This is a genomic window from Gimesia alba (genome assembly GCF_007744675.1).
Taxonomy (GTDB): domain Bacteria; phylum Planctomycetota; class Planctomycetia; order Planctomycetales; family Planctomycetaceae; genus Gimesia; species Gimesia alba.
In genome coordinates this window covers 2,997,214-3,017,186 of record NZ_CP036269.1, presented here as the reverse complement: position 1 = coordinate 3,017,186, position 19,973 = coordinate 2,997,214, and the positions used below count along the sequence as shown (strand labels likewise).

At 49.7% G+C, this 19,973-nt stretch carries 17 protein-coding genes; 8 read left to right on the top strand and 9 right to left on the bottom strand.

Going from position 1 to position 19,973, the window contains the following annotated elements; translation table 11 throughout:
- Positions 1 to 15: 15 nt before the first annotated feature.
- From Pan241w_RS11330 to Pan241w_RS11315, 4 genes are all read left to right on the top strand, one after another.
- On the top strand, positions 16 to 1,524 hold the full coding sequence (locus Pan241w_RS11330; RefSeq protein ID WP_145215278.1) for an FAD-binding oxidoreductase: 1,509 nt from the start codon (positions 16 to 18) through the stop codon (positions 1,522 to 1,524).
- A gap of 70 nt (positions 1,525 to 1,594) precedes the next feature.
- Positions 1,595 to 2,845, top strand: coding sequence for an FAD-binding oxidoreductase (locus Pan241w_RS11325; protein ID WP_145215275.1), 1,251 nt, complete (start codon positions 1,595 to 1,597; stop codon positions 2,843 to 2,845).
- A 57-nt stretch (positions 2,846 to 2,902) separates the two neighbouring features.
- The gene (locus Pan241w_RS11320) at positions 2,903 to 4,264 is read left to right on the top strand and encodes a (Fe-S)-binding protein (RefSeq protein ID WP_145215272.1); all 1,362 of its coding nucleotides are present in this window, start codon (positions 2,903 to 2,905) and stop codon (positions 4,262 to 4,264) included.
- Positions 4,265 to 4,350: 86 nt separating this feature from the next.
- Positions 4,351 to 5,022 (top strand): HAD family hydrolase, encoded by a 672-nt coding sequence (locus Pan241w_RS11315; RefSeq protein WP_145215270.1) that lies wholly within the window; start codon positions 4,351 to 4,353, stop codon positions 5,020 to 5,022.
- A gap of 75 nt (positions 5,023 to 5,097) precedes the next feature.
- Here Pan241w_RS11315 and sixA read toward each other — a convergent pair whose 3' ends face one another.
- Together sixA and Pan241w_RS11305 are read right to left on the bottom strand one after the other, a co-directional pair.
- On the bottom strand, positions 5,098 to 5,574 hold the full coding sequence (gene sixA / locus Pan241w_RS11310) for a phosphohistidine phosphatase SixA (protein WP_145215267.1): 477 nt from the start codon (positions 5,572 to 5,574) through the stop codon (positions 5,098 to 5,100).
- A gap of 67 nt (positions 5,575 to 5,641) precedes the next feature.
- Positions 5,642 to 6,781: an alpha/beta fold hydrolase gene (locus tag Pan241w_RS11305; protein WP_198000472.1), complete on the bottom strand. Its 1,140-nt coding sequence runs from the start codon at positions 6,779 to 6,781 to the stop codon at positions 5,642 to 5,644.
- Between the two features lie 118 nt (positions 6,782 to 6,899).
- Here Pan241w_RS11305 and Pan241w_RS11300 point away from each other — a divergent pair, with 118 nt between their 5' ends.
- A complete protein-coding gene (locus Pan241w_RS11300) occupies positions 6,900 to 8,585 on the top strand; it encodes a transglutaminase-like domain-containing protein (protein ID WP_145215260.1) in 1,686 nt (561 codons plus the stop codon).
- 10 nt (positions 8,586 to 8,595) lie between these two features.
- Here Pan241w_RS11300 and Pan241w_RS11295 read toward each other — a convergent pair whose 3' ends face one another.
- On the bottom strand, positions 8,596 to 9,525 hold the full coding sequence (locus Pan241w_RS11295) for a cytochrome c (protein ID WP_145215257.1): 930 nt from the start codon (positions 9,523 to 9,525) through the stop codon (positions 8,596 to 8,598).
- A 331-nt stretch (positions 9,526 to 9,856) separates the two neighbouring features.
- On the opposite strand from Pan241w_RS11295, the gene Pan241w_RS11290 reads away from it, so the two are divergent.
- Positions 9,857 to 10,189 (top strand): TfoX/Sxy family protein, encoded by a 333-nt coding sequence (locus tag Pan241w_RS11290; RefSeq protein ID WP_145215254.1) that lies wholly within the window; start codon positions 9,857 to 9,859, stop codon positions 10,187 to 10,189.
- Between the two features lie 62 nt (positions 10,190 to 10,251).
- Here Pan241w_RS11290 and Pan241w_RS11285 read toward each other — a convergent pair whose 3' ends face one another.
- The 6 genes from Pan241w_RS11285 to Pan241w_RS11260 all read right to left on the bottom strand — a co-directional run bounded on the left by Pan241w_RS11285 (position 10,252) and on the right by Pan241w_RS11260 (position 16,787).
- Positions 10,252 to 10,662, bottom strand: a complete 411-nt coding sequence (locus Pan241w_RS11285) for a hypothetical protein (RefSeq protein ID WP_145215251.1) — start codon at positions 10,660 to 10,662, stop codon at positions 10,252 to 10,254.
- Between the two features lie 278 nt (positions 10,663 to 10,940).
- Positions 10,941 to 12,020 (bottom strand): lactonase family protein, encoded by a 1,080-nt coding sequence (locus Pan241w_RS11280; protein WP_145215248.1) that lies wholly within the window; start codon positions 12,018 to 12,020, stop codon positions 10,941 to 10,943.
- A gap of 78 nt (positions 12,021 to 12,098) precedes the next feature.
- The gene (locus Pan241w_RS11275) at positions 12,099 to 12,791 is read right to left on the bottom strand and encodes a hypothetical protein (protein WP_145215246.1); all 693 of its coding nucleotides are present in this window, start codon (positions 12,789 to 12,791) and stop codon (positions 12,099 to 12,101) included.
- Positions 12,792 to 12,908: 117 nt separating this feature from the next.
- A complete protein-coding gene (locus tag Pan241w_RS11270; protein ID WP_145215244.1) occupies positions 12,909 to 13,430 on the bottom strand; it encodes an RNA polymerase sigma factor in 522 nt (173 codons plus the stop codon).
- A gap of 147 nt (positions 13,431 to 13,577) precedes the next feature.
- Complete coding sequence (gene menC, locus Pan241w_RS11265) at positions 13,578 to 14,690, bottom strand: o-succinylbenzoate synthase (RefSeq protein ID WP_145215241.1); 1,113 nt, start codon at positions 14,688 to 14,690, stop codon at positions 13,578 to 13,580.
- Positions 14,691 to 14,756: 66 nt separating this feature from the next.
- The gene (locus Pan241w_RS11260; protein WP_145215238.1) at positions 14,757 to 16,787 is read right to left on the bottom strand and encodes an Hsp70 family protein; all 2,031 of its coding nucleotides are present in this window, start codon (positions 16,785 to 16,787) and stop codon (positions 14,757 to 14,759) included.
- A 172-nt stretch (positions 16,788 to 16,959) separates the two neighbouring features.
- Between Pan241w_RS11260 and Pan241w_RS11255 the strand changes: the two genes are divergently transcribed.
- Together Pan241w_RS11255 and Pan241w_RS11250 are read left to right on the top strand one after the other, a co-directional pair.
- Positions 16,960 to 18,177: an STN domain-containing protein gene (locus Pan241w_RS11255; RefSeq protein ID WP_145215235.1), complete on the top strand. Its 1,218-nt coding sequence runs from the start codon at positions 16,960 to 16,962 to the stop codon at positions 18,175 to 18,177.
- Positions 18,178 to 18,666: 489 nt separating this feature from the next.
- A complete protein-coding gene (locus Pan241w_RS11250; protein ID WP_232107420.1) occupies positions 18,667 to 19,953 on the top strand; it encodes a diphosphate--fructose-6-phosphate 1-phosphotransferase in 1,287 nt (428 codons plus the stop codon).
- Positions 19,954 to 19,973: the final 20 nt, after the last annotated feature.

Here is a 19,973-nt window from a genome sequence, read left to right as displayed (position 1 = left end):
AAGCATCCCACAACAATGGTTGATTCCACCAACCAGACGATCACTCAAGAAGCCCCCCCGTTAGATGAACTGAAATCGGGGAGCCCGCCTTTTACATCATTGGTGCAACAGTTAACACAAGTTGTTGGCCAAGCCAACATCCTGTATAACGCCGACGAATTACTGGTCTACGAATGCGATGGTTACATCGTTGATAAATCCGCTCCCGATATCGTGATTTTCCCGACATCGACCGAGCAGGTCTCGAAAATCGTCAAGCTCTGCAATCAGTTCAATGTTCCGTTTCTGGCCCGTGGTGCAGGTACCAGTCTTTCCGGCGGTTGCCTTCCCATTGGCGGCGGGGTCATGATTGTTCTGACCAAGATGAAACAGATTTTGGAAATCAACCTGCGAGACCGCTATGCCATCGTGGAACCAGGCATGGTAAATCTGCATCTGACGAATGCCCTCAAAGGGACCGGATATCACTATGCTCCCGATCCTTCCAGCCAGGGCTCCTGTACCATTGGGGGAAATATTGCGACGAATTCGGGTGGCCCCCATACCCTGAAATATGGAGTGACAACCAACCATGTCCTCGGACTGGAAGCAGTCTTGCCCGATGGTTCGATCATCGAACTGGGTGGCCCCACGGCAGAAACGCCCGGTTATGATCTGCATGGTCTGTACGTCGGCAACGAAGGCACATTCGGAATTTGTACCAAAGCCATCGTCAGGATCACCCGCGATCCGGAATCGCACCGCACCATGCTGGCGGTATTTCAAACGATCGCCGATGCCACTCGCGCCATCTCTGCCATCATCGCTGCAGGTATCATTCCGTCTGCACTGGAAATGATGGATCATGGAATTATCCAGGCCGTCGAAGAAGCATTTCACTTCGGCTTCCCCCTGGATGCTGGTGCCGTCTTGCTGATTGAAGTCGATGGACTGGAAATCGCCCTCGACGAAGAGGTCCGTCAGATCCTGGAGATCTGTGAAAGCTGTAATGTCCGGGAAATTCAAAGAGCCGATACCCCGGAAGAACGACAACTCATCTGGAAAAGCCGCAAACAGGCGTTTGGCGCCATCGGCCGACTCAGCCCGAGCTATTGCACTCAGGACGGCGTAGTCCCGCGAACGCGTCTCCCGGAAATCCTCGAATTCATCGAAGCCACCAGTAAAAAGTACAACATGCGGATCGTGAATGTATTCCATGCCGGCGATGGCAACGTGCATCCGATCCTGTTGTTCGATGAGCGCGATCAGGAACAAATCCAGAAAGTTCTGGAAGCCAGTGAAGAGATCCTCGAAAAGTGCCTGGAGTTGGGAGGCAGTGTAACAGGGGAACATGGAATTGGTGTAGAAAAAATCAACTTTATGAGTCGGATCTTCAATGAAACGGATCTGGACACAATGGAAACGGTGCGCGATATTTTTAATCCCCGTCAAATCTGCAGCCGGGACAAAGTTCTGCCTCAGCATCAATCTGATGAGAAAGCAGGGGTGGTCCAGTCGCATCCCGCACGTCGTGCACCACATTGATGTTTGAAAATCTCCGTCTCGTTCATCCGCTTCCCAATCGTTTTTTATTAAGGCCACTGAAAGAAGACCTATGTCGCCTACGCATTCCGGTTCTCAGGAAGAATTCGTTCCCGCATCGCAGACTGAGCTGAGCCGCTTCATGACTGACAATACGGCGGCAGCTCAAAAGCAGATTTTCCCTGTGGGCGGTCGAACGTCTTTGTCGGTCTGTTGCCCTGCGAGTCAATCCGGCACCCTGATTTGTACGTCCCAGTTGAATCGGGTGATCGACTATCCCGTCCGCGATATGACGATCACCGTCGAAGCGGGCATGCGGCTCGATCAACTCAATGAAATCGTGTCTGCGGAAGGACAGCGTCTGCCGATCGATGTGCCCCAGTCGAACCGTGCCACCGTGGGAGGTGTGATCGCCACCAATACCTGTGGCCCCAGACGGTTTTCCTATGGCACCATTCGCGACTACGTCATTGGAATTTCCGCCATTGATGGCAAGGGAAACCTGTTCAAATCCGGGGGACGCGTGGTCAAAAATGTCGCCGGTTATGATCTGAGCAAAATGCTGGTCGGCTCGCTGGGAACCCTGGCCGTCATCAGTCAGGTCTCACTGAATCTGCGTCCCAAACCGGAAACGATGAGCATGGTCTGGTTCGCGTTTGACTCCTTTCAAAATGCAGATCGTGCCCTGGAAGCAATTGTCACCTCCGGGACCCGGCCAACCGCCGTTGAATACTGTAACAGCAAAGCGGCGCGGCAAATCGCGGCGGAATCGCGTTCGGAACTTCCCTCAGAACATCAGGTTGTCTGCGTCTGTTTCGAAGGTCCCGCCAATGTCGTTAACTGGCAAGCAGACCAAATCCGGGAAGAATGGAAAACATTCTCACCTCTGAGTTCCCAAATCGTGGGAGCAGAAAAAGCCACTAAACTGTATAACGCATTCACAGAATACCAGACATCCTCAGATGATCCTGTCACACTGAAAGCCGTTTTGCTCCCGTCGCAAATGATGAAATTTGTGGAAGCGGCATCACAACTGAATATTGCCGTTCAGGCACATGCCGCAGATGGAATTGTCTTCGGTCACTTACCCGATTCCGCGAGTTCTCTGGAAGATGTCCAACAAATACTGCAGCAATTACAGAAAGCGATTTCTCCCCAGACCGGACATTTAACCATTTATCAATGTGAATCAGAGTGGGCTGAGTCACTCCCGCTGTTTTGTTCTGCTCCATCCGGGTGGGCTTTAATGCAACAACTTAAAAATGCATTAGATCCCGACCAACTTTTGAATGCACAACGATTTTCAGAACTGGTAGAAGCATAACCCGATAGCATTGTCATCGTCATTTAATCGAACGCATCATCTCATACGAGTGAATATATGAAACCCGGTAGTTCCCCCTCCAATTCGTCTGTCTTCTCCAAAGATCCAGAACAGGTCCCCGGTTCGCAGATCCCCTATGAGAACTTTCTGGACTGCATCCACTGCGGTCTCTGTACCGCCGCCTGTCCGACGTATCTGGAAACGGGTAACGAAAATGACAGCCCCCGTGGACGCATCTATCTGATGCGGGCCATCGTGGATCAGCGTATCGAGCTCTCCGACGCCGTCCGGGGGCACCTTGATCTCTGTCTGGACTGTCGCAGTTGCGAGTCGGCCTGCCCATCGGGTGTCGATTACGGGCGTTTAATCGAGCCCTTTCGTGTCGATGTCCACAAAATGGAATCCGCAGACGGAGCTGGGCCCCAGAACGACTGGTTCCACCGCTGGATCCTCTATCGCCTCTTTCCCTATCCAAACCGCATTCGCTGGACGCTCTTGCCGGCACGTCTCATGCAGTTTTTAAAGCTCGACAAAGTGATCAATGCCTTAGGGCTGCCTTACCTGCTGCCTGCCAAATTAAGACGCATGAATGATTTGCTGCCGCGCCTTCAGCCTGCGGAACCGGCGTTGCCCGAAATCCTACCCGCCAAAGGAACGCAACGGGCCCGCGTCGCACTCTTCACCGGCTGTGTTTCTGAAGCCATGTACAGCCATGTGAATCATGCGACGGCCCGTGTGTTACAAGCCAACGGCTGTGAAGTAATTGTCCCGCGCACTCAAGGCTGTTGTGGCGCCATTCATTATCACAGCGGCGCTGATGAGCAGGCCATCGCGTTCGCGCTACAGAATCTGACAGCCTTTGACCTGGATAACATCGATGCGATTATTGTCAATGTCGCGGGCTGTGGTGCCATGCTCAAAGATTACGGCCACATCGCAGAAGAAACCCAAGGGGTCCCGGCAGAACAGGTCGAAAAGCTGAAACAACTGGCGACGAAATTTCGCGATGTCTCTGAATTCCTGTTTGAACTGGGCCCGATTGCGCCGGAAGGCGAAATTCCGATCCGGGCGACCTACCACGATGCCTGTCATCTGGTGCATGCACAAAGAATCCAGAACCAGCCCCGCAAGCTGCTCGAACTGGTTCCGGGACTGGAACTGATTCCACTGAATGAGTCCACCATCTGCTGTGGTGCAGCGGGCAGCTATAATCTGACCCAGCCCGAGATGGCAGATCAGCTGGGCCAACGGAAATTGAAAAATATTCTCGACACCGGAGCCGATGTCGTCATCAGTGGTAATGTCGGCTGTACTTTACAGATCGATTCAAAATTACGTCAGGCACACAAGCCGCTCTGGGTGGCGCATCCGATGGAAATTCTGGATCTCAGCTATCGAAATCAAAAACCGACACTGTAAACACGCTAAGTTGATCCGCGCTCCCCAAAGTACTATTCTTCACCTGAAGCGTTTCTTCTCTCCAACAGTTTTTAAAGAATGGCACTATGTCAGATAAACCCCACATCCAGGCTGTGGCCTTTGATCTGGACGGACTCATGTTTAATACTGAGCACGTTTTTTTTCTTTCAGGCGATGCATTGCTGCAGCGTCGGGGTAAAGAAATGACTGAAGAGATCCTGAAAGGCATGATGGGCCGCCGTGCGCTGGAAGGATTTGCACACCTTTCCAGTCATCTGCACGAACCGGAAGATCCGCATGAGCTTTGGGTGGAAAGCCAGGAAATCTTTCACTCATTGCTGCATCAGCACTTAAAGCCGATGCACGGGTTGTTTGAACTCCTGGATTATCTGGACGAACTGGAGATCCCCAAATGTGTTGCGACCTCTTCACCGCGACCTTATCTGGAAATGTTACTGAAAGAATTTGACCTGGCGCATCGTTTTCCGATCACTTTAACGGCGGAAGATGTAACGCACGGCAAACCCCATCCCGAAATTTATCTGACTGCCGCTGAGAGACTCAAAGTCGATCCGAAACAGATGCTGGTTCTGGAAGACAGCGAAGCGGGCACCAAGTCCGGAGCCGCCTCAGGTGCTTATGTCGTTTCCATTCCTCATGAATACAGCGACTACGGCGATTTCAGCGCCGCGAATCTGGTTGCGAACACACTGGCCGATCCGGTGCTGCTCGCACTATTCACAGACGGCCATGCATAATCGCCGGCAAAGACTCACTCTGCCTGCTTCGCGTATCACGATTCCGATTCAATCGCGTCGCTCCAATCGCTGCGCTTAAAATAGCGGGGCGCTCAGATGCCATTTCAAACTGCCTTGTCCGATTCCAATCAGCGAATCAAACTGAATGCAGGCCGCATTTCCGGGTTTAAATGTAATCGAGCCGCCGCCGATCAGGTCGGCAGTACAGCGTGCCACATCCGGCATATGTGCAACAATCGCAATACGTTCACAGGCCGTTGATCGAACATGAGAGATGAGTGCATCCAGATTCAGTCCAAATCCCAGCCAATTCTGGGGACAGCACAGGTCTTCGCTCAATTCCACAACATCCCGTAAAATCTGAGCTGTCTGCGTCGTTCGAACCAGTGGACTATGCAAGATGAGATCGGGCGCACTTTGATGCTTACCGATCCATTTCGCCACTTTGCGAAACTGGTGACTGCCGTGCTCGGTCAAAGGGCGAGCAGAATCACCGCCGGAAACCACACCTGCATTTTCCGCTTTTCCATGCCTGATTACGATTAGCTCCATCTAATTCCTCTTTTCGACTGATGTGTCAGGGTGACCAATAAAAAACTCGAATTGTGATATATGAGGCTTATGGAACCACAAGCTTTGTTTTCGTCGCTGAGGCAGGCTTTAAATGGGTATCCATCCAGCCATACATCAATTCTCGTGATTCATGTGCGACCGAATGCCCTTTGCCATGTACGAAGAAAGCAAAGTTCTGGGGAGCCTTCTCCAGTTCATACACATCCATGACCTTCAGCAACATCAGTATCCGCTGTCGTTGCGTCAGAGGATCTCCATCATTGAGTCCCGATAAGTCAAGAAAGGCACGCGGTGCAACCAGTGCCATGATTTCATGAAAATCGATGGGAGGCAACTCTCCCTTTAATAATCCCGGGCGAATATGCTTAAAATAAACATACCAATGGTCGCGAGACCAGGCTTCGACTTTCGAATTCTGCCGGAAAAACGACGCACTGCAGTTTCCCGCAGCGGCTTTGACCCGTTCATCGTAGGCGGCCAGAAACAGGGAGCCGTGACCTCCCAGAGAATGTCCGAGGACTCCAATTCGTTCCGGGTTCACCTCTCTCAATGTTTCAAGTACATCAATGGCAATCGAATGCTCATAGGTAAATTTTCCGACTGCAGTCCACTCCGGATGTTTTTTGTAGAACTCCTCGGTGTCATAAGGGCCCGCATCCGGTATCCGATGACCTGCGACAAAATGGTCGGGCGCAATCACGACATATCCCCGGCGACATAAATGATCCAGATACGCTTTATCCGGATTATCAACTAACCCCGCCGCACGCTGCTTGCCTTTGGCATAGGTTCCATGCAAAGCGACGACGGCTGGCGCAGGTCCTTTGAGAGTCAGGGGAACGCCTAGAAACGCATGTGCCCGTTCTCCCTCTTCGACCTGATAACTAATCAATTGTCTTCGATAGACACCGTCGACAATCACCGTGTCATGAAACTGGATTTCCAACGCCGGCTTTTTGGGTTTAAACTGATCACGAATCAGTTCCAGATAACGTTGCCGGAGGATTTTTTTACGTGCAACCCACTCTTCAGGCGTTTCGACTCCTTCAAGTAGATCGTCCCAACTGGAACTGATTTTGACAGGCTCAGAACGTTTTCTGACAGCGGGCTCGTCTGCCTCAATCCTACTTTGAAATGAAATGCTGCAGAACAAACACATAAGTAGACATAGATATAACAATCGCATAGCATACCAATCAAATAAATAGAAATACGAATGCATTATCATCAATCTCTGATATCATTCACAACAACTTAATTCTACTTTCTGAGGTTTTTCCTGCTGACGAAAACAAGAGTTCATTATGAAGAAACAACTACTACTATTCTTTCAGTTCTTTCCAACACTCTTGTTCGTTTCAAACGGTCAGTTGGCAGTTGTGTACTCTGATCAATCTCAGCAGACTGAAAACAGCCAGCGAGACACGCTTCAGCCGGCAATCCAGTCAACGGTCAAAGCGGAAACGATTCGCGAGTTGATTACTCCTGATGCGATGTCACACGAACAAGGCTCCTGTTATGTTGCGCGACTGGTCATTCCGCGGAACGCAGACCGCAAATCGAAATCAAACTGCGTTTTGCTGGAAGACGGCAAACCACTTTCACATCCCCACGCGCGCCACCAACTGATCCGCGAACAGGGCAGGGGACACTATAGCCACTGGACCCCGACTACGCTTTATTTTTCATCCAGTGATGCTTCCAACCCCAAAACAAACGGCAAAAAATATGAACTGGTTAATCAGGAATCCTATACGGAGCAACAAAGTTCCTTTGTCTTGTCTGCAGCGCAGTCTTCAATCCAATTTCCAACAGTCCCCGATCGACAGATTCAGCCCCTTAAACTGATCTGGCAAAACCTTGATCCCCAAAACAAAATTGCGCTCCACTGGAAACGAAAAGGCACTCCTGACCTGACCAGCCAGAAAGCGATGCTGGCCAGTATTTTAACACCGGGAATGAAAGAAGAAGAAAAAGCCCTCGCCATCTGGAAGTTTCTGGTTGACTGGCGGTATCACTTTACCCCGGCAGAGCAGGGGGATGAACTACATGACCCGGTCAAGTTCCTCAATGTCTATGGTTACGGATTCTGTGATGACTGCGCCACCAACTTCGTAGTGCTCGCCCGGAAAGCAGGGTTGCGGAGTCGTGTCTGGGGACTATCGGGGCACGTCGTGGCCGAAGCGTTTTATGATGGGAAATGGCACATGTTTGATCCCGATCATCAAGTCGTTTATCGCAATTCAAGGGGAATCATCGCAGGCGTAGAAGAGCTGGCGCAACACCCGGAACTGATTACCAAAACGCCCCGGGATCCGATTGGCAGCCCCTCCCAATTGATTGCCGACCTCTACACTTCAACAAACAATAACCGGGCGTCAGAACGACAACCGAAAATCAAAGACTCCACTCTGACTCCCATGCTGGAACCGCTGGACCGAGTGGAGTTTCGCTTCACCGCTCCAGAGTATGTGCATCAGAAAAATGCGACAGATCAATCCCGACCTCCCATCGTGGGCAACGGAACGTTAAATCGAACGGTCCGCCAGCTGCAGACGCTTAAACAAACAGCCCCGAACCAGCGACAATGGCATCTCAGTTGGCCTTATGTTCTGCTCAAAGGCAAATTTGAGTTGGAACTGAAGTCGAACGCTCCCACTCCCTCTGTTTTTGTGTCCCCTGATGCAAAGTCATGGCACAAACTGGAGGGCGTTCTAACAAACCAGACACTCGCCATTTCACTCGATCAATGGATTCAAAGCCAACCCACGGCCGTTTATGACTGCTTTATTCGAATCGAAAATTCCAACGGCGGCGACCCGGCAGAGTCCATCAGTCAATTGAATTCAGAATGGATCTTCCAGTTTGCTCCGCGGGCTCTGGCGCATCTGCAAAAGACCAACAATCAGTTCGAGATGAAATTGACTCCGCCTCCCCAAAAGAAAGGGAAAGGGCTTGAAGTGCAACTGGTCTGGAAAGAGACGGAATAGAAAAGGAAGCTTAATTCCGATACGCTTTGTGACAGCGCTTACACTGTGACTTGAACTGTTTCAATCGGGCACTCACCTGTTTCTGATTTCCCTGCTTGAGTTCCGCTTCCAGTTGCTTGATTTCCATTTCTGATTCACGCATCCATTTCTTAAACGTGTCATCGTAATCATCAGAATGTTTTCGCAAGGACTCGTGAAACTCTTCGCGCAACAGCACAGAGATCCGCATTGCGTTCTTCTCATCTCGAGGCGTACCCTCCGCCTTTTTAAGCAATTCCTCGTAATAATGGCTGATCTGAGCCATCGCAGTCACCATTGGTTCGACAGGGGCTGACTCAACCAACTCGGGCAACGGAGTCCCCTCAGCGGGAACTTGAAACTGCCTGATATCTTTCCAGAGACCTGAATAATCCTTACTGGTCCCGGCCTGACCCAAAAACAGCAAGGCACGTTGTTTATCGAGACTCCCCCGACACAGGCCGACCATCGCTGCGGCCGCTGGTCCCCGATGCCGACCATGATGACAATGAATATAAACGGGGCCTTTTACTTCTTTCGCCGCACGCAGAAACGACAGACTTGCGTCTTCAGAAATTCCATCATAGCCGATCGGGATATGGATGTATTTCATCCCGGCTGCTTTCGCCAGCTTCAAATTCGGCTGGGTGCCATCCACACTGATGATGGTTTTGATCCCCATTTTCTTCAGAGCGTCAAAACTCTGTTTCCCTTCAGGACCACTGCCCGAATAAACCTGATCGTCTATTTGAAACACATTGTGCAAACCCGGGCGGCTCAGTGAATGAAATCGCGCATGATTGTTGACTTTTTCAGAGGTATCCACTGTCCGAGCATCAATATTCTGAGACTGACAACAGGCAGGCTCGATGGATGTACCCCAAACACATAAACCAATGAAGATCAGAATTCTAAACGACATATCTTAAACTTCTCTCGTTTTCAATTTTCACATATAGAGACTCTCATTATTCAGAATAACAAACAATCGATTTTTGTTCATATATTTTATAAAAAAAGTGGAATAGAAAAATAAGATCGTTTCTTCACATCGAAACACATCGGAAAACCGTATCTTCTATTTGCCCATGAATCTTTCTCTGCACCACAGCCAGCCTGTCGATGCTGAGCGGGTTGAATAATACGGAAAACGCAATACAATTTCACCGACCTCGATCTAACACTTTGAATGGGGAAAAGGTCGCCTTAATCCGTTTGACTGAAATAGTGTCTTTTCCTGTTCTGGAAAAATCATGGCTTACAACGAACATCTGGCAGAACGCGTCCACCAGTTATTGAAACGCCGCAAGGGGTTTTCACAGCGAAAAATGTTCGGCGGCATCTGCTTTATGCTGCACGGGAACATGTGCTGTGGCGTGACGCAGAATGAGCTGATGCTGCGACTGGGAGAGAAAAACGCCCGCAAGGCATTAGAAGAACCGTTCACACGTGAAATGGATTTCACCGGCAAGCCACTCAAAAGCATGATCTATGTAGACCAACCCGGATTTGAGGATGAAGCAGATCTGAAAGACTGGGTCAATCGGGCGGTGAAGTTTGCCCAATCACTTCCACCCAAAGCGTAAACGTGCCTGGTCGTTTGACGGCATCATTTGAGCAAGTGCAACGCGATCAATTTCGGAGACGCTTAGGGAACTGGTTCATAGATGGGGCCATACCAGTAACCACTACTGAAGGGACTCAATGTGAAATAAGTCATCTCTTGCATGATTTGTGCGTTCGTTGGGATCATGCTGGGATTGAAATCGATCGTGGGCCGCCCGGGTGTAATCCCCATGGCTTTTCGTGCGCTAATTCGATTCATTCTTTGTTTGGCTCGCAAAAATGCCCGTTGCTGGATCAGCCTTTGACTGACGGACATTCGCTGATACGCGGGACCTGAATCCTTAGAAGCGCTTCGCGTGATATTCAACGTGCTCTTTCCGCTGGTCGTTCCCTTCGAATCAGAACTGATCTGAAGAGGCTTTTGTTCCTGGCCAAAAGCAGCAGACAGGAAGACTTGAGATACAATCAGCAGAGCAAAAACAGAAGAGCGCATAGAGAGTCTCTCTTCACAGGGGGATTTTTTAAAGTCAATGACAATTCACAGCGACAAAGCACTGCCTCACTCTTATTCCAGAAATCGGTTAAACTGGTTTCTGGTTCGTTGTCGTGAATGGGAATCGAATCACCCCCATCATATTCAGAACAGAGACTGCTAAGATGTCATCAAAAGCGCTCTGGTTACTGGAGGTTCATCGACTTTAAAAAACGATGATCTGAACGATTTTCTTCAAAACCGCTGATCAGCCCCGATATTGCTCAAGAAAATACGGACTAGGGGAACTTTACGATTTCGACCCATGAGGGCGACTTTCCGACTTCGTATGTCGCAAGCCGTTTCAGTTTACCAGTTTGGGGCGAAATCCGGTAAGCCGCCAGTTTGCCGTTTCTTTGCCCCGCCGCATAGAGATAAGTCCCGGTAGGATCAATATTAAACGAACGGGGAGTATCTTCGGTTGGCTCCTGTTCCAGCGCAGTTAACCGTCCTGTTTTCTGATCCACACTAAAGCAGGCAATGCTGTTATGGCCGCGATTTGAGGCATACAAATTCTTACCGGAGGGGGAAAGTTCGATGTCCGCACACGTATTCTTTCCCTCAAACCCTGCTGGCAGTGTTGAGATCGTCTGGAACGGAGTCAACGTCCCCGATTTTGGATCCAGCTTGCAGGCGGTGACGGAGCTCCCTTTTTCATTATCAAAATAAATGAAGCGATTGTCCTTCGCAATTGCCAAATGTCGCGGCTCTAAACCGGCTGCCGCTTCAAAGATTGGCTTCTCGTTTGCCTTCAATTGCCCGTTTTGTACATCCCACAAAAACTGATAAACGGCATTCGGCCCCGTATGAGGGACAAAGACGAATTGGTTTGTCTGATCGGGTAAAATCGCGTGTGCATTCTTGTCGGTGGGAATTGTCTGCACAATCTCGGCAGAGATTTCTCCCTGTTTTCCAAGGCGATGAACGGCAACTTTCCCTTCACCATAGTAAGCAGAGAAAAGATACTTCCCGTTCTTATCAGTGGCGATATAGGCCGCATTCCCGCCGGCGGGAACCGCGGAAATCTGCTTCAGTTTTCCGTTTTCGGGATCAATGGCAAAGCTCATGAATTGCTTGGCGGAGCGAACGGAAGCAAACAGGTATTTCTTTTCGGGATCGACTTCCAGACAGCCCGGAGCACCGGCCAGTGGCACATCCTCGACATGGGTTAACGCCCCATCCTGTTCGTTGAGCCGATAAATGGCGATTTTCTTTTCTCCCCCCAGAGAGAGATACATAAAACTCGCCGCACGACAGGGGATTTCAGACACGAAAAACAACCCCACAACCAGCAGACAAAAACGAAGTGAAATCCCCATAGCAGCCCCTCTCAGAATGAACCGGTCCAAATGCGTAAATCGTACTCTCTATAAGTAGAGCCGGTTCAGGAGCTAATTTCAAGCAGTAGAGGATTGCAAAGCCCTTCCCAGAGCTTCCAGTTCCCGGGGGCCTCCAAAGACAATACAGATATAAACCCGATCATCTTCGATCCACTTGACGGTCGCGTAGTTCCCCTTTTTGAGTTGTGCATATTCAACGCTTCCCGTGTCAAAACGGGTCTGCGAAGGCAGTGGTTCAACCCGATATGCCGGTATCTGCACCAGCGCTACAAAAACAGGCGAGGTATTCCCCATGCGCAATCTGAAAAAACCGACGGCAGCATCATGGGTAGAGGATTGACTGGGAGAAAGGCCAAAAAACTTATCACCAATTAAGCTCAAACGATCTTTGGCATGCCAGGCCCCCTGAAGAGGCAATTTTGCTGAAAAGTTGTCATCAAAATCAGGCAGCAGCCGACTATCCAGATTGAATTCAGGATTTTGTTCCGGACTGAATTCTGACAGGGCAATGACTGGTTGCTGCGCAGCCCAGAAATAGGTCAACAATGCTGCAAACAGCAAACAGGCTGAGAGTCCTGCAATCGTGCCTGGTCTTTTGTGAAAACGCGTTCGGCTTGATTCTTGTGAATGATCTCGTACGGAAATATCGTCAGCATCATGCTGTTGCAGCGAATCAAGTACCGACTCTTTCAATCCATCGGGAACTTCAACATCAAACAGCACATTCTTGAGCTGTTGATGAAATGCCATTTCATCGGAGAACGATCCTGGATCAGTATGATCTGAATCAGAAAAACCGGATGATGAAGATGGTTCAGCAGGACTCATTATAAATTCACTTAACTGTTTCAGGATTCGACCTGAGCATTAGGTAGGAATTGTTGTTTCTTTTGTTGACAGCTCTGAAAACCGCTCCTGCAAAAACGACTTGGCTCTTGCCAGACGACTCATCACAGTACCCAGCGGAATAGATAGTTCGGTGGAAATTTCCTTGTAGGACCGCTCTTCAAAATAAAACATTAACAATGGAATTCGAAAGTCTTCGGGTAATTCATTCAAAGCATGCTGCAACTCTTGAGATGTCAGTTCAGGTAGGACTGATTCCTCAGCGGCCAAATCGAATGACTGCCCCAGAGAGACAGGCTTGTTCTTCTGAGATACTTTTTTCAAAAACAGATTGCGTAATATTGTACAAAGCCATGAACGCGCAAGACGCGGATCACGTAGTTGCGACAGTTTTTTCTGAGCGATCAAATATGTCTGTTGCGTCAGATCTTCAGCATCAGTCCGATCGCCTGACAAACGGTAGGCATAGCGAAACAACAGCTGATAATGCTGCTCAACTAACAAGGTAAGTTCTTCAGAATTGTGTTGATTCTGTGATGACATAACCTGATTCTCTATGTAGGAAGATGCTGAAACACATCTTGTTATTCCCCAATAAAGCTAATTTATTGAAATTTTTATTAGCTTTCTGCTTCAGCAATACCTCACGCCATATACATTCGCTACCATCCTCTTGTTTCAAAAGCAACTTCAGGACCCAATGATTTTCTTTTGAATGGTTAATGCCTCCAGACGCTTCATGTCCGGATCGGGCAGTTCTTCAAACGCCTTCACTCCGGGGATTCCCCCGCCGACATCCACCAGATCCAGGGGAACCTGCGCCATATCCTCGTGATAATATTTCTCGCTCGGAAAAATGTCAGCCGGATAAGTGAAATTATCGAGCATCGCAAGCGCGGTACAATGAGAGGCACCGGTGGCACTTTCCAACATGCCGCCCACCCAGCAGGGAATTCCTGCGTCCTGGCACAGATCATGAATTTTCACCGCATTCGTAAGGCCTCCAACCCGGCCCGGCTTCACATTCACATAACGGGCACTTTTCAATTTCAGTGCCTGCTGAACGCGATACGGATGTGTAATACTTTCATCCAGACAAACCGGCGTTCGAATCAATTCCTGCAACTTCGCATGGTCGGTCAGATCATCGTGCTGGAGCGGCTGTTCGATCATGGCCAGATCAAATTCATCAATCGCCTGAAACAGGGGGACATCTTGAATGCGGTAGCCACTATTACAATCGATGTGAAATGTCTCTTTGGGAAACGAGGAACGAATCGCTTTCAGCATGGGAATGTCCCACCCCGGACGAAACTTGAGTTTGATGCGGGGAAAATTTTCCGCGACGGCCGATCCCACCGCTTCGATGAGCTCATCCACATGATCCATGACCCCGAAATCCGCGCCGACCGGCACTTCATTTCTCGTTGCCCCCAGCGCAATATGCAAAGGCGTGTTGCTAATTCTGCTGTGTAAGCTCCACCAGGCATTATCCAGCGCGGCTTTGGCAAAGGGATTTCCTTTATAGACTGACAGGCTCTCCTGTAACGCATCACCACTCTCGATATCCTGCCCCAGTAATGCGGGTGCCAGCCATTCAGAAACCGTTTGGAAAACACCGCCGGCCCATTCAGGACTATAGCAGGGTGCTGCCAGCGGAGTACTTTCCCCCCAGCCTTCGACCGAGACACTCGTCATGCGGCACAAGACGGAATGAATGGCAGCATCTTCTCCATATGCGGTTCGCCAGGGATAGATCAGGGGCATTGCTACATGAAACAATTCAATCCGTTCAATTTTCATCCGTTGTCTCAAATCCTGGTTAAATGTAGTTAAGGGATTAATGACTCATTCGGGAAGACAGCCAGCCTATGCGTCTTCCAGTAGATCCCAGAATTCACTCTCTGCAGCATCTAATTGACTCGTAGGCTTCGCTTGAGGCCTGGCCTTTTTTTGCCCCTGACGCTTCCCCTGATTCGAAGCCGACCGCCGCGATGTTGACTGCCGTTTGCGGGCTGACTCTGCGGAAGCCTGGGGGCCTTTCTTCTGGACCGGCTTACGTTTGCCACTCTTCTTTTGAGGGGCCGATTTTCGGGTCGACAATGCCCCTTTTGTATGCTGTTCCGGAGTCGAACAATCAGCCCCCGCTGGCCCGAGTTGAGGCTCACCACATTGATTACACAATGCAATCGGGCGTTCAGAGCTATCCAGACCACGTGCCACCGGGTTGGGTTGTGCAGAAAAAGACTGCTTTGCAGGAGGAGCCTTCTTTTGCTCAGGCGGATTGGCAGGTTCTGCCTGATCCAGAATTTCTTTCAACATGATCGGATCGGAATGCCCGGCGGGCTCCTGAGGTTCCGTTTTCACTTCTGCCTCTTCCAGAGTCCCCTGAACCAGATTCTGTTCGCGTGTGATCTCGATCCGTGCTTCTTTGCCACTCGTACAATCCCGCGCGGAAACATGCACGCGGGCTTCCGAATCGTACTCCATTAAGACTTCGATTTTGGAATCGACGGGCAAATCAGCCGGCAATCCCTCAATGACACAATTTCCCAGAACCACAAAGGGTTCGTCCTTAGAAGCACCACTTTCAATCAATTTGAGATGCACACGACGCTGGTTGGGTGAAACCGTACCATAGGTGTGTTTGATTGAGGCCGGTAACTGGGTATTCGCAGGTAGAAGATAATGCGGCATGCGTTGCTGCCCGGTCTGATCTCTCACGAGAAATCCAAGTGAACGGGCATTGACGCTGTGTTGTTTGATTTTTGCAAGACGGCTGGCTGCTTCCGTCGTCAGAATCGACTCGGCATACTCTCGATTGCTTAACAGCATCCCGGCATAATAAGCGGCACCATGGGCAATCGACTGGTCCGGAGGGAGTGACAGGTTGCGCGTCGTACCACTTGACTGTTTTAACGCATCACGCACCATCGGCATCCGTGAGGAACCACCGGTCGTCAATACCACATCCACATGGGCCCAGCCCATCTTATTGTCGCTCAACAATGCTTTCGTGATTTTGGTCGTCTGTTCAACCAGATCCTTAGTTAGTTGCTCAAACTGAGACTGTGTAATCTGATAGGTCTTTCGCGTAGAACCGACCTGACAGGCAAGGGTCGTCTTAGGTCGAACGGTCAGACTTCGTTTCGCCTGTTCTACTTCATTTGCCAGATACTGAAGACTCTCAGGATCATTACACGGGTTAGTACCGAACTCGGTGAAAAACTGCTCGGCAATGGCGGCCTGCAATTTACTGTTCCAGTCAATGCCGCCCAGTTTCAAATCACCGCCACTGGCAATCACATTGACTTCATCTTTCTGATATTTGACCAGAGACAGATCGAAGGTACCGCCCCCCAGATCATAGACCAGAATCCGCTGTTCCTCAGCCAGTTCAGCAAACCACATTCCCTCGGTTCCCAAGACGTAGCAGAGCGACGCAGCCACGGGTTCATTAATCAGGTCAACCTGTTTTAATCCGGCCTGTTTCCCGGCAGCGATCGTTTCCTGTCGCTGAACATCACTGAATTGAGCAGGAACGGTAATGACCGCGGATTCAATGGGGCCGATGCGTTCTTCGGCGGCAGAAAGCAGCTTTTTCAAAATAAACGCCGAGATATCTTTCGGCGAGAAATAGCGTCCGTCAATCTCCCAGCGAAAGTCCTGTTTACCCAGGAAACGCTTCGCATGTTGAATGACATTGCGGGGATTCACAATCGCATGACGTAAGGCTTCTGTTCCCACAATCACCTCGGCGCCATCAAACATGGCGACTGAAGGTGTGGACAGCTCTCCTTCCTGATTAGGAATCGTAACCGGTTCTCCATGCTCGTTCAGATGAGCGATACAGGAATAAGTCGTTCCCAAATCGATTCCAACGGCCTGTATTTTCTGCATAAAGCATTGACTCTCAAAAGATAAGGATTATCACATACTTGATGATGAAGTATGACAGGAAAGGGTACTGTTACTATGTTATCATGGCGCAAGGCAACACTCCAGCACTTGATTCCTGTTTTTCATGCTAAAGGCGCCGGATAAATCACCCTTCATTTGAAAGACCCGTTTTGTGAAAATTTCGCGTAACAGCCTGAACTGGTGGATTCCGCTCTTTCTGCTCCTGATGACAGGCGGGAATGAAAGCCGTCTCGCACGAGCCGCCAACCAAAACTCTGATCACCAGTTAGCTGTTCTGGATCGAGATCCCCCTAAGTATCTGACTGATCGAAACTTTCGCCGCGTTCTCGTTCAGCCTTTTTCGGCTTCCTGGTCGAATGTGGGGATTCGCGCGATTCTGCAACGCATTCAAAGTACGCAAAATATATCGATTATTCTCGATCGGAGAATTGATCCCTCTCTGAAACTGACCATCGACACCCAAAATCTGTCTCTCGAAGCAGGGCTGGAAAAGATCGCTTCAGAAGCGCATGCCCAAATAGGGATTGTGGGCAGCAATATTTACATCGGTCCCGCTCAGGCTGTCGCTAACCTGATGACCTTGCTGGAATTGAAACAGGAAGAATTGCAGAATCTGTCAGCCTCACGGGCCAGTTTGAAATCGCGTGTTCTATTTCTCTCTCGGAAGAAGACGTTTCATTACCAGGATCTGGAGACACCCGCTGAGATTTTGAAACAAATCACAGACGCCTATCAGCTCACGCTGACAGATCCAAAACAAATTCCTCACGATCTCTGGGCAAATGGCAGCCTGACCGCAGTCAATGCCAACCAGGCACTCTCTCTGGTTTTGATCCAATTAGGTTTTACATTTCAGTGGGAGCAACAGGGCAGGCAAATCCAACTGGAACCAGTCCCAGAGATCGTCACCATCAAAAAAACGTATCAGCCACGCAAGGGTTCTGTTTCCGCATTGATCACACAGCTGAAACAGGCGTTTCCAGATCTGACCGTGGTTCCCTCCGGGAAATCGATCACCATTCAGGCCTCAATCGAAGTGCATGAAAAAATTGAGCAACTATTGAATCCAACAAAGACACTTCGAAGTCCAAAACCAGTCAATGCTGATGCCGTTCCCATTCAAAGACGGAAATTTACACTCCGGGTGAAACAGGTTCCCTTACTTGCCATCATGAACAAACTGGAACAGTCGGGGATCGAATTCGACTATAATGCAAGTCAGTTAAAATCCGCAGGCATTGATCTCAATAAATTGATCGATGTCACCGTCAAAGATGCGAAACCGCCGGAGTTTTTTGACGCTCTGTTCAGCCCTCTGAATCTGGACTATCAAATTCAAGGAACCAAAGTCATTTTGACACCCAAATGAAATCATTTTGTTCCGAAAGTTCATAAAAACGGATTCCCAAACTTTCCCGGAACTTTCTGTTTTGGTGATACGGCGATACTTTGAATTAGAACCCTAAATCGGGTAATATCCCGACTGTGTGAGTTAAAACAAGTCTTTGTGAGTCTATTAACTTTATCACCCACACTGGACAGAGGCTATTTTCTGCCCGCTCAGGCAAAGAATATGATATTCATAAACTATTTGTGAATAACACTTTATCAAAGAAGCCTTCTGAGAATCGTCCTAGATCTTGTGGGAAGCGTTCGTAAACGCCCTAATTGATTCGTGAGGAACCGGTCATCCTTCTGCCGACAGAATTTAGGAATAAATTCGGGAATCGATGACGAAAGCCTGAATGACGGTTGAGATCAAGTCAGTTTCGGGGGCGCAAAGTAACAGTCGGAAATGTTGTTGCCATCATGACGGCAATCACATCTCAAATATACAACAGTTGAGTGAGGAGAAAACGTGGCAAGTCCAAAGAACATGATTGTGGCCCAATCGGGTGGTCCTTCACCTGTCATCAATAACAGCCTGCGGGGACTGGTGGAAACCGCCAGAGATCTGCCAGAGATTGGAACCATCTATGCTGGCTGGCATGGAATTGAAGGGGTCCTCAAAGAAGAACTACTGAATCTCAGTGGACAGTCACCCGAAGAAATTGCGTTACTCCGCGTCACTCCGGCCGCTGGTTCAGTCGGAACCTGTCGCTATAAACTGAAAGAGCATCAAAACGAAGACTTTGACCGCATTGTGGAAGTCTTCAAAGCCCATAATATTGGCTACTTTTGCTACATCGGCGGCAACGACTCGATGGACACTGCCAACAAAGTGGCCCAGATGGCGACAGAACGCGGCGTTGATATTGTTGGTATCGGCGTTCCCAAAACCATCGACAACGATGTGGGAGACAGTGAATTCAAACTGATTGACCATACGCCCGGTTACGGTAGTACTGCCCGCTACTGGATGAGCATGGTTCAGATGGCAAATGAAGAGAACCGCGGAAGCTGTCCGGCTGACCCCGTTCTGGTTCTACAGGCCATGGGACGGAAAATCGGCTTCATTCCCGCTGCCGCTCGTCTGGCAGATCCACAACGAAAAATCCCAATGCAGATTTATCTGGCAGAGAACCCGATCAGCATTGATCAGATTCATGCCCAGGTCAACGAACAGCTGAAAAAAGATGGTCGTCTGATTGTTGTGGTCAGCGAAGGACTGTCTCTGGGAGACATCGGCGAAACCAAGGACTCATTCGGCCATACCCAGTTCAGTTCCAGTCAGCTGACGGTGGCTCAGTTGCTGGTCAACGAGCTGAATCAGAGAGGCCTGGCAGTCAAGGGGGCCGCTCGGGCCAACATTCCTGGAACCGACCAGCGTCATAATATCGCGTATGCTTCGACCGTTGACCTTGATGAAGCCTATGGGGCAGGCCAGAAAGCCGCATTGCTGGCAGCCGCCGGTGAGTCCGGATTCATGTCCACAATTCTCCGGGCAGAAGGCCCGGGATACAATGTCCGTTACGACAAAGTTCCATTGCCGGAAGTCGCAAACAGCGAGCGTACCTTCCCGAAAAACTGGATCAGCGCGGATGGAATGGACGTCACGGACGATTTTATCAAGTACTGTAAACCTCTGGTTGGCAATGACTGGCCCAGCATCCCCATGATCAACGGCCGTATTCGATTTGCCCAATTACAACCACTGTTTTCTGATCAGAAACTGCCGAAGTATGTTCCTCAGGCAGACAGATAACACAAACCACCAGAACACAT

Bases quoted from the DNA above. Each gene is read 5' to 3' on its own strand.
- Pan241w_RS11305 (WP_198000472.1), bottom strand. From the start codon at position 6,781: ATGCGATTGTTATATCTATGTCTACTTATGTGTTTGTTCTGCAGCATT.
- Pan241w_RS11275 (WP_145215246.1), bottom strand. From the start codon at position 12,791: ATGGCATTTCATCAACAGCTCAAGAATGTGCTGTTTGATGTTGAAGTT.
- Pan241w_RS11315 (WP_145215270.1), top strand. From the start codon at position 4,351: ATGTCAGATAAACCCCACATCCAGGCTGTGGCCTTTGATCTGGACGGA.
- Pan241w_RS11295 (WP_145215257.1), bottom strand. From the start codon at position 9,525: ATGTCGTTTAGAATTCTGATCTTCATTGGTTTATGTGTTTGGGGTACA.
- menC (WP_145215241.1), bottom strand. From the start codon at position 14,690: ATGAAAATTGAACGGATTGAATTGTTTCATGTAGCAATGCCCCTGATC.
- sixA (WP_145215267.1), bottom strand. From the start codon at position 5,574: ATGGAGCTAATCGTAATCAGGCATGGAAAAGCGGAAAATGCAGGTGTG.
- Pan241w_RS11290 (WP_145215254.1), top strand. From the start codon at position 9,857: ATGGCTTACAACGAACATCTGGCAGAACGCGTCCACCAGTTATTGAAA.
- Pan241w_RS11285 (WP_145215251.1), bottom strand. From the start codon at position 10,662: ATGCGCTCTTCTGTTTTTGCTCTGCTGATTGTATCTCAAGTCTTCCTG.
- Pan241w_RS11330 (WP_145215278.1), top strand. From the start codon at position 16: ATGGTTGATTCCACCAACCAGACGATCACTCAAGAAGCCCCCCCGTTA.
- Pan241w_RS11325 (WP_145215275.1), top strand. From the start codon at position 1,595: ATGTCGCCTACGCATTCCGGTTCTCAGGAAGAATTCGTTCCCGCATCG.
- Pan241w_RS11300 (WP_145215260.1), top strand. From the start codon at position 6,900: ATGAAGAAACAACTACTACTATTCTTTCAGTTCTTTCCAACACTCTTG.
- Pan241w_RS11260 (WP_145215238.1), bottom strand. From the start codon at position 16,787: ATGCAGAAAATACAGGCCGTTGGAATCGATTTGGGAACGACTTATTCC.
- Pan241w_RS11280 (WP_145215248.1), bottom strand. From the start codon at position 12,020: ATGGGGATTTCACTTCGTTTTTGTCTGCTGGTTGTGGGGTTGTTTTTC.
- Pan241w_RS11320 (WP_145215272.1), top strand. From the start codon at position 2,903: ATGAAACCCGGTAGTTCCCCCTCCAATTCGTCTGTCTTCTCCAAAGAT.
- Pan241w_RS11270 (WP_145215244.1), bottom strand. From the start codon at position 13,430: ATGTCATCACAGAATCAACACAATTCTGAAGAACTTACCTTGTTAGTT.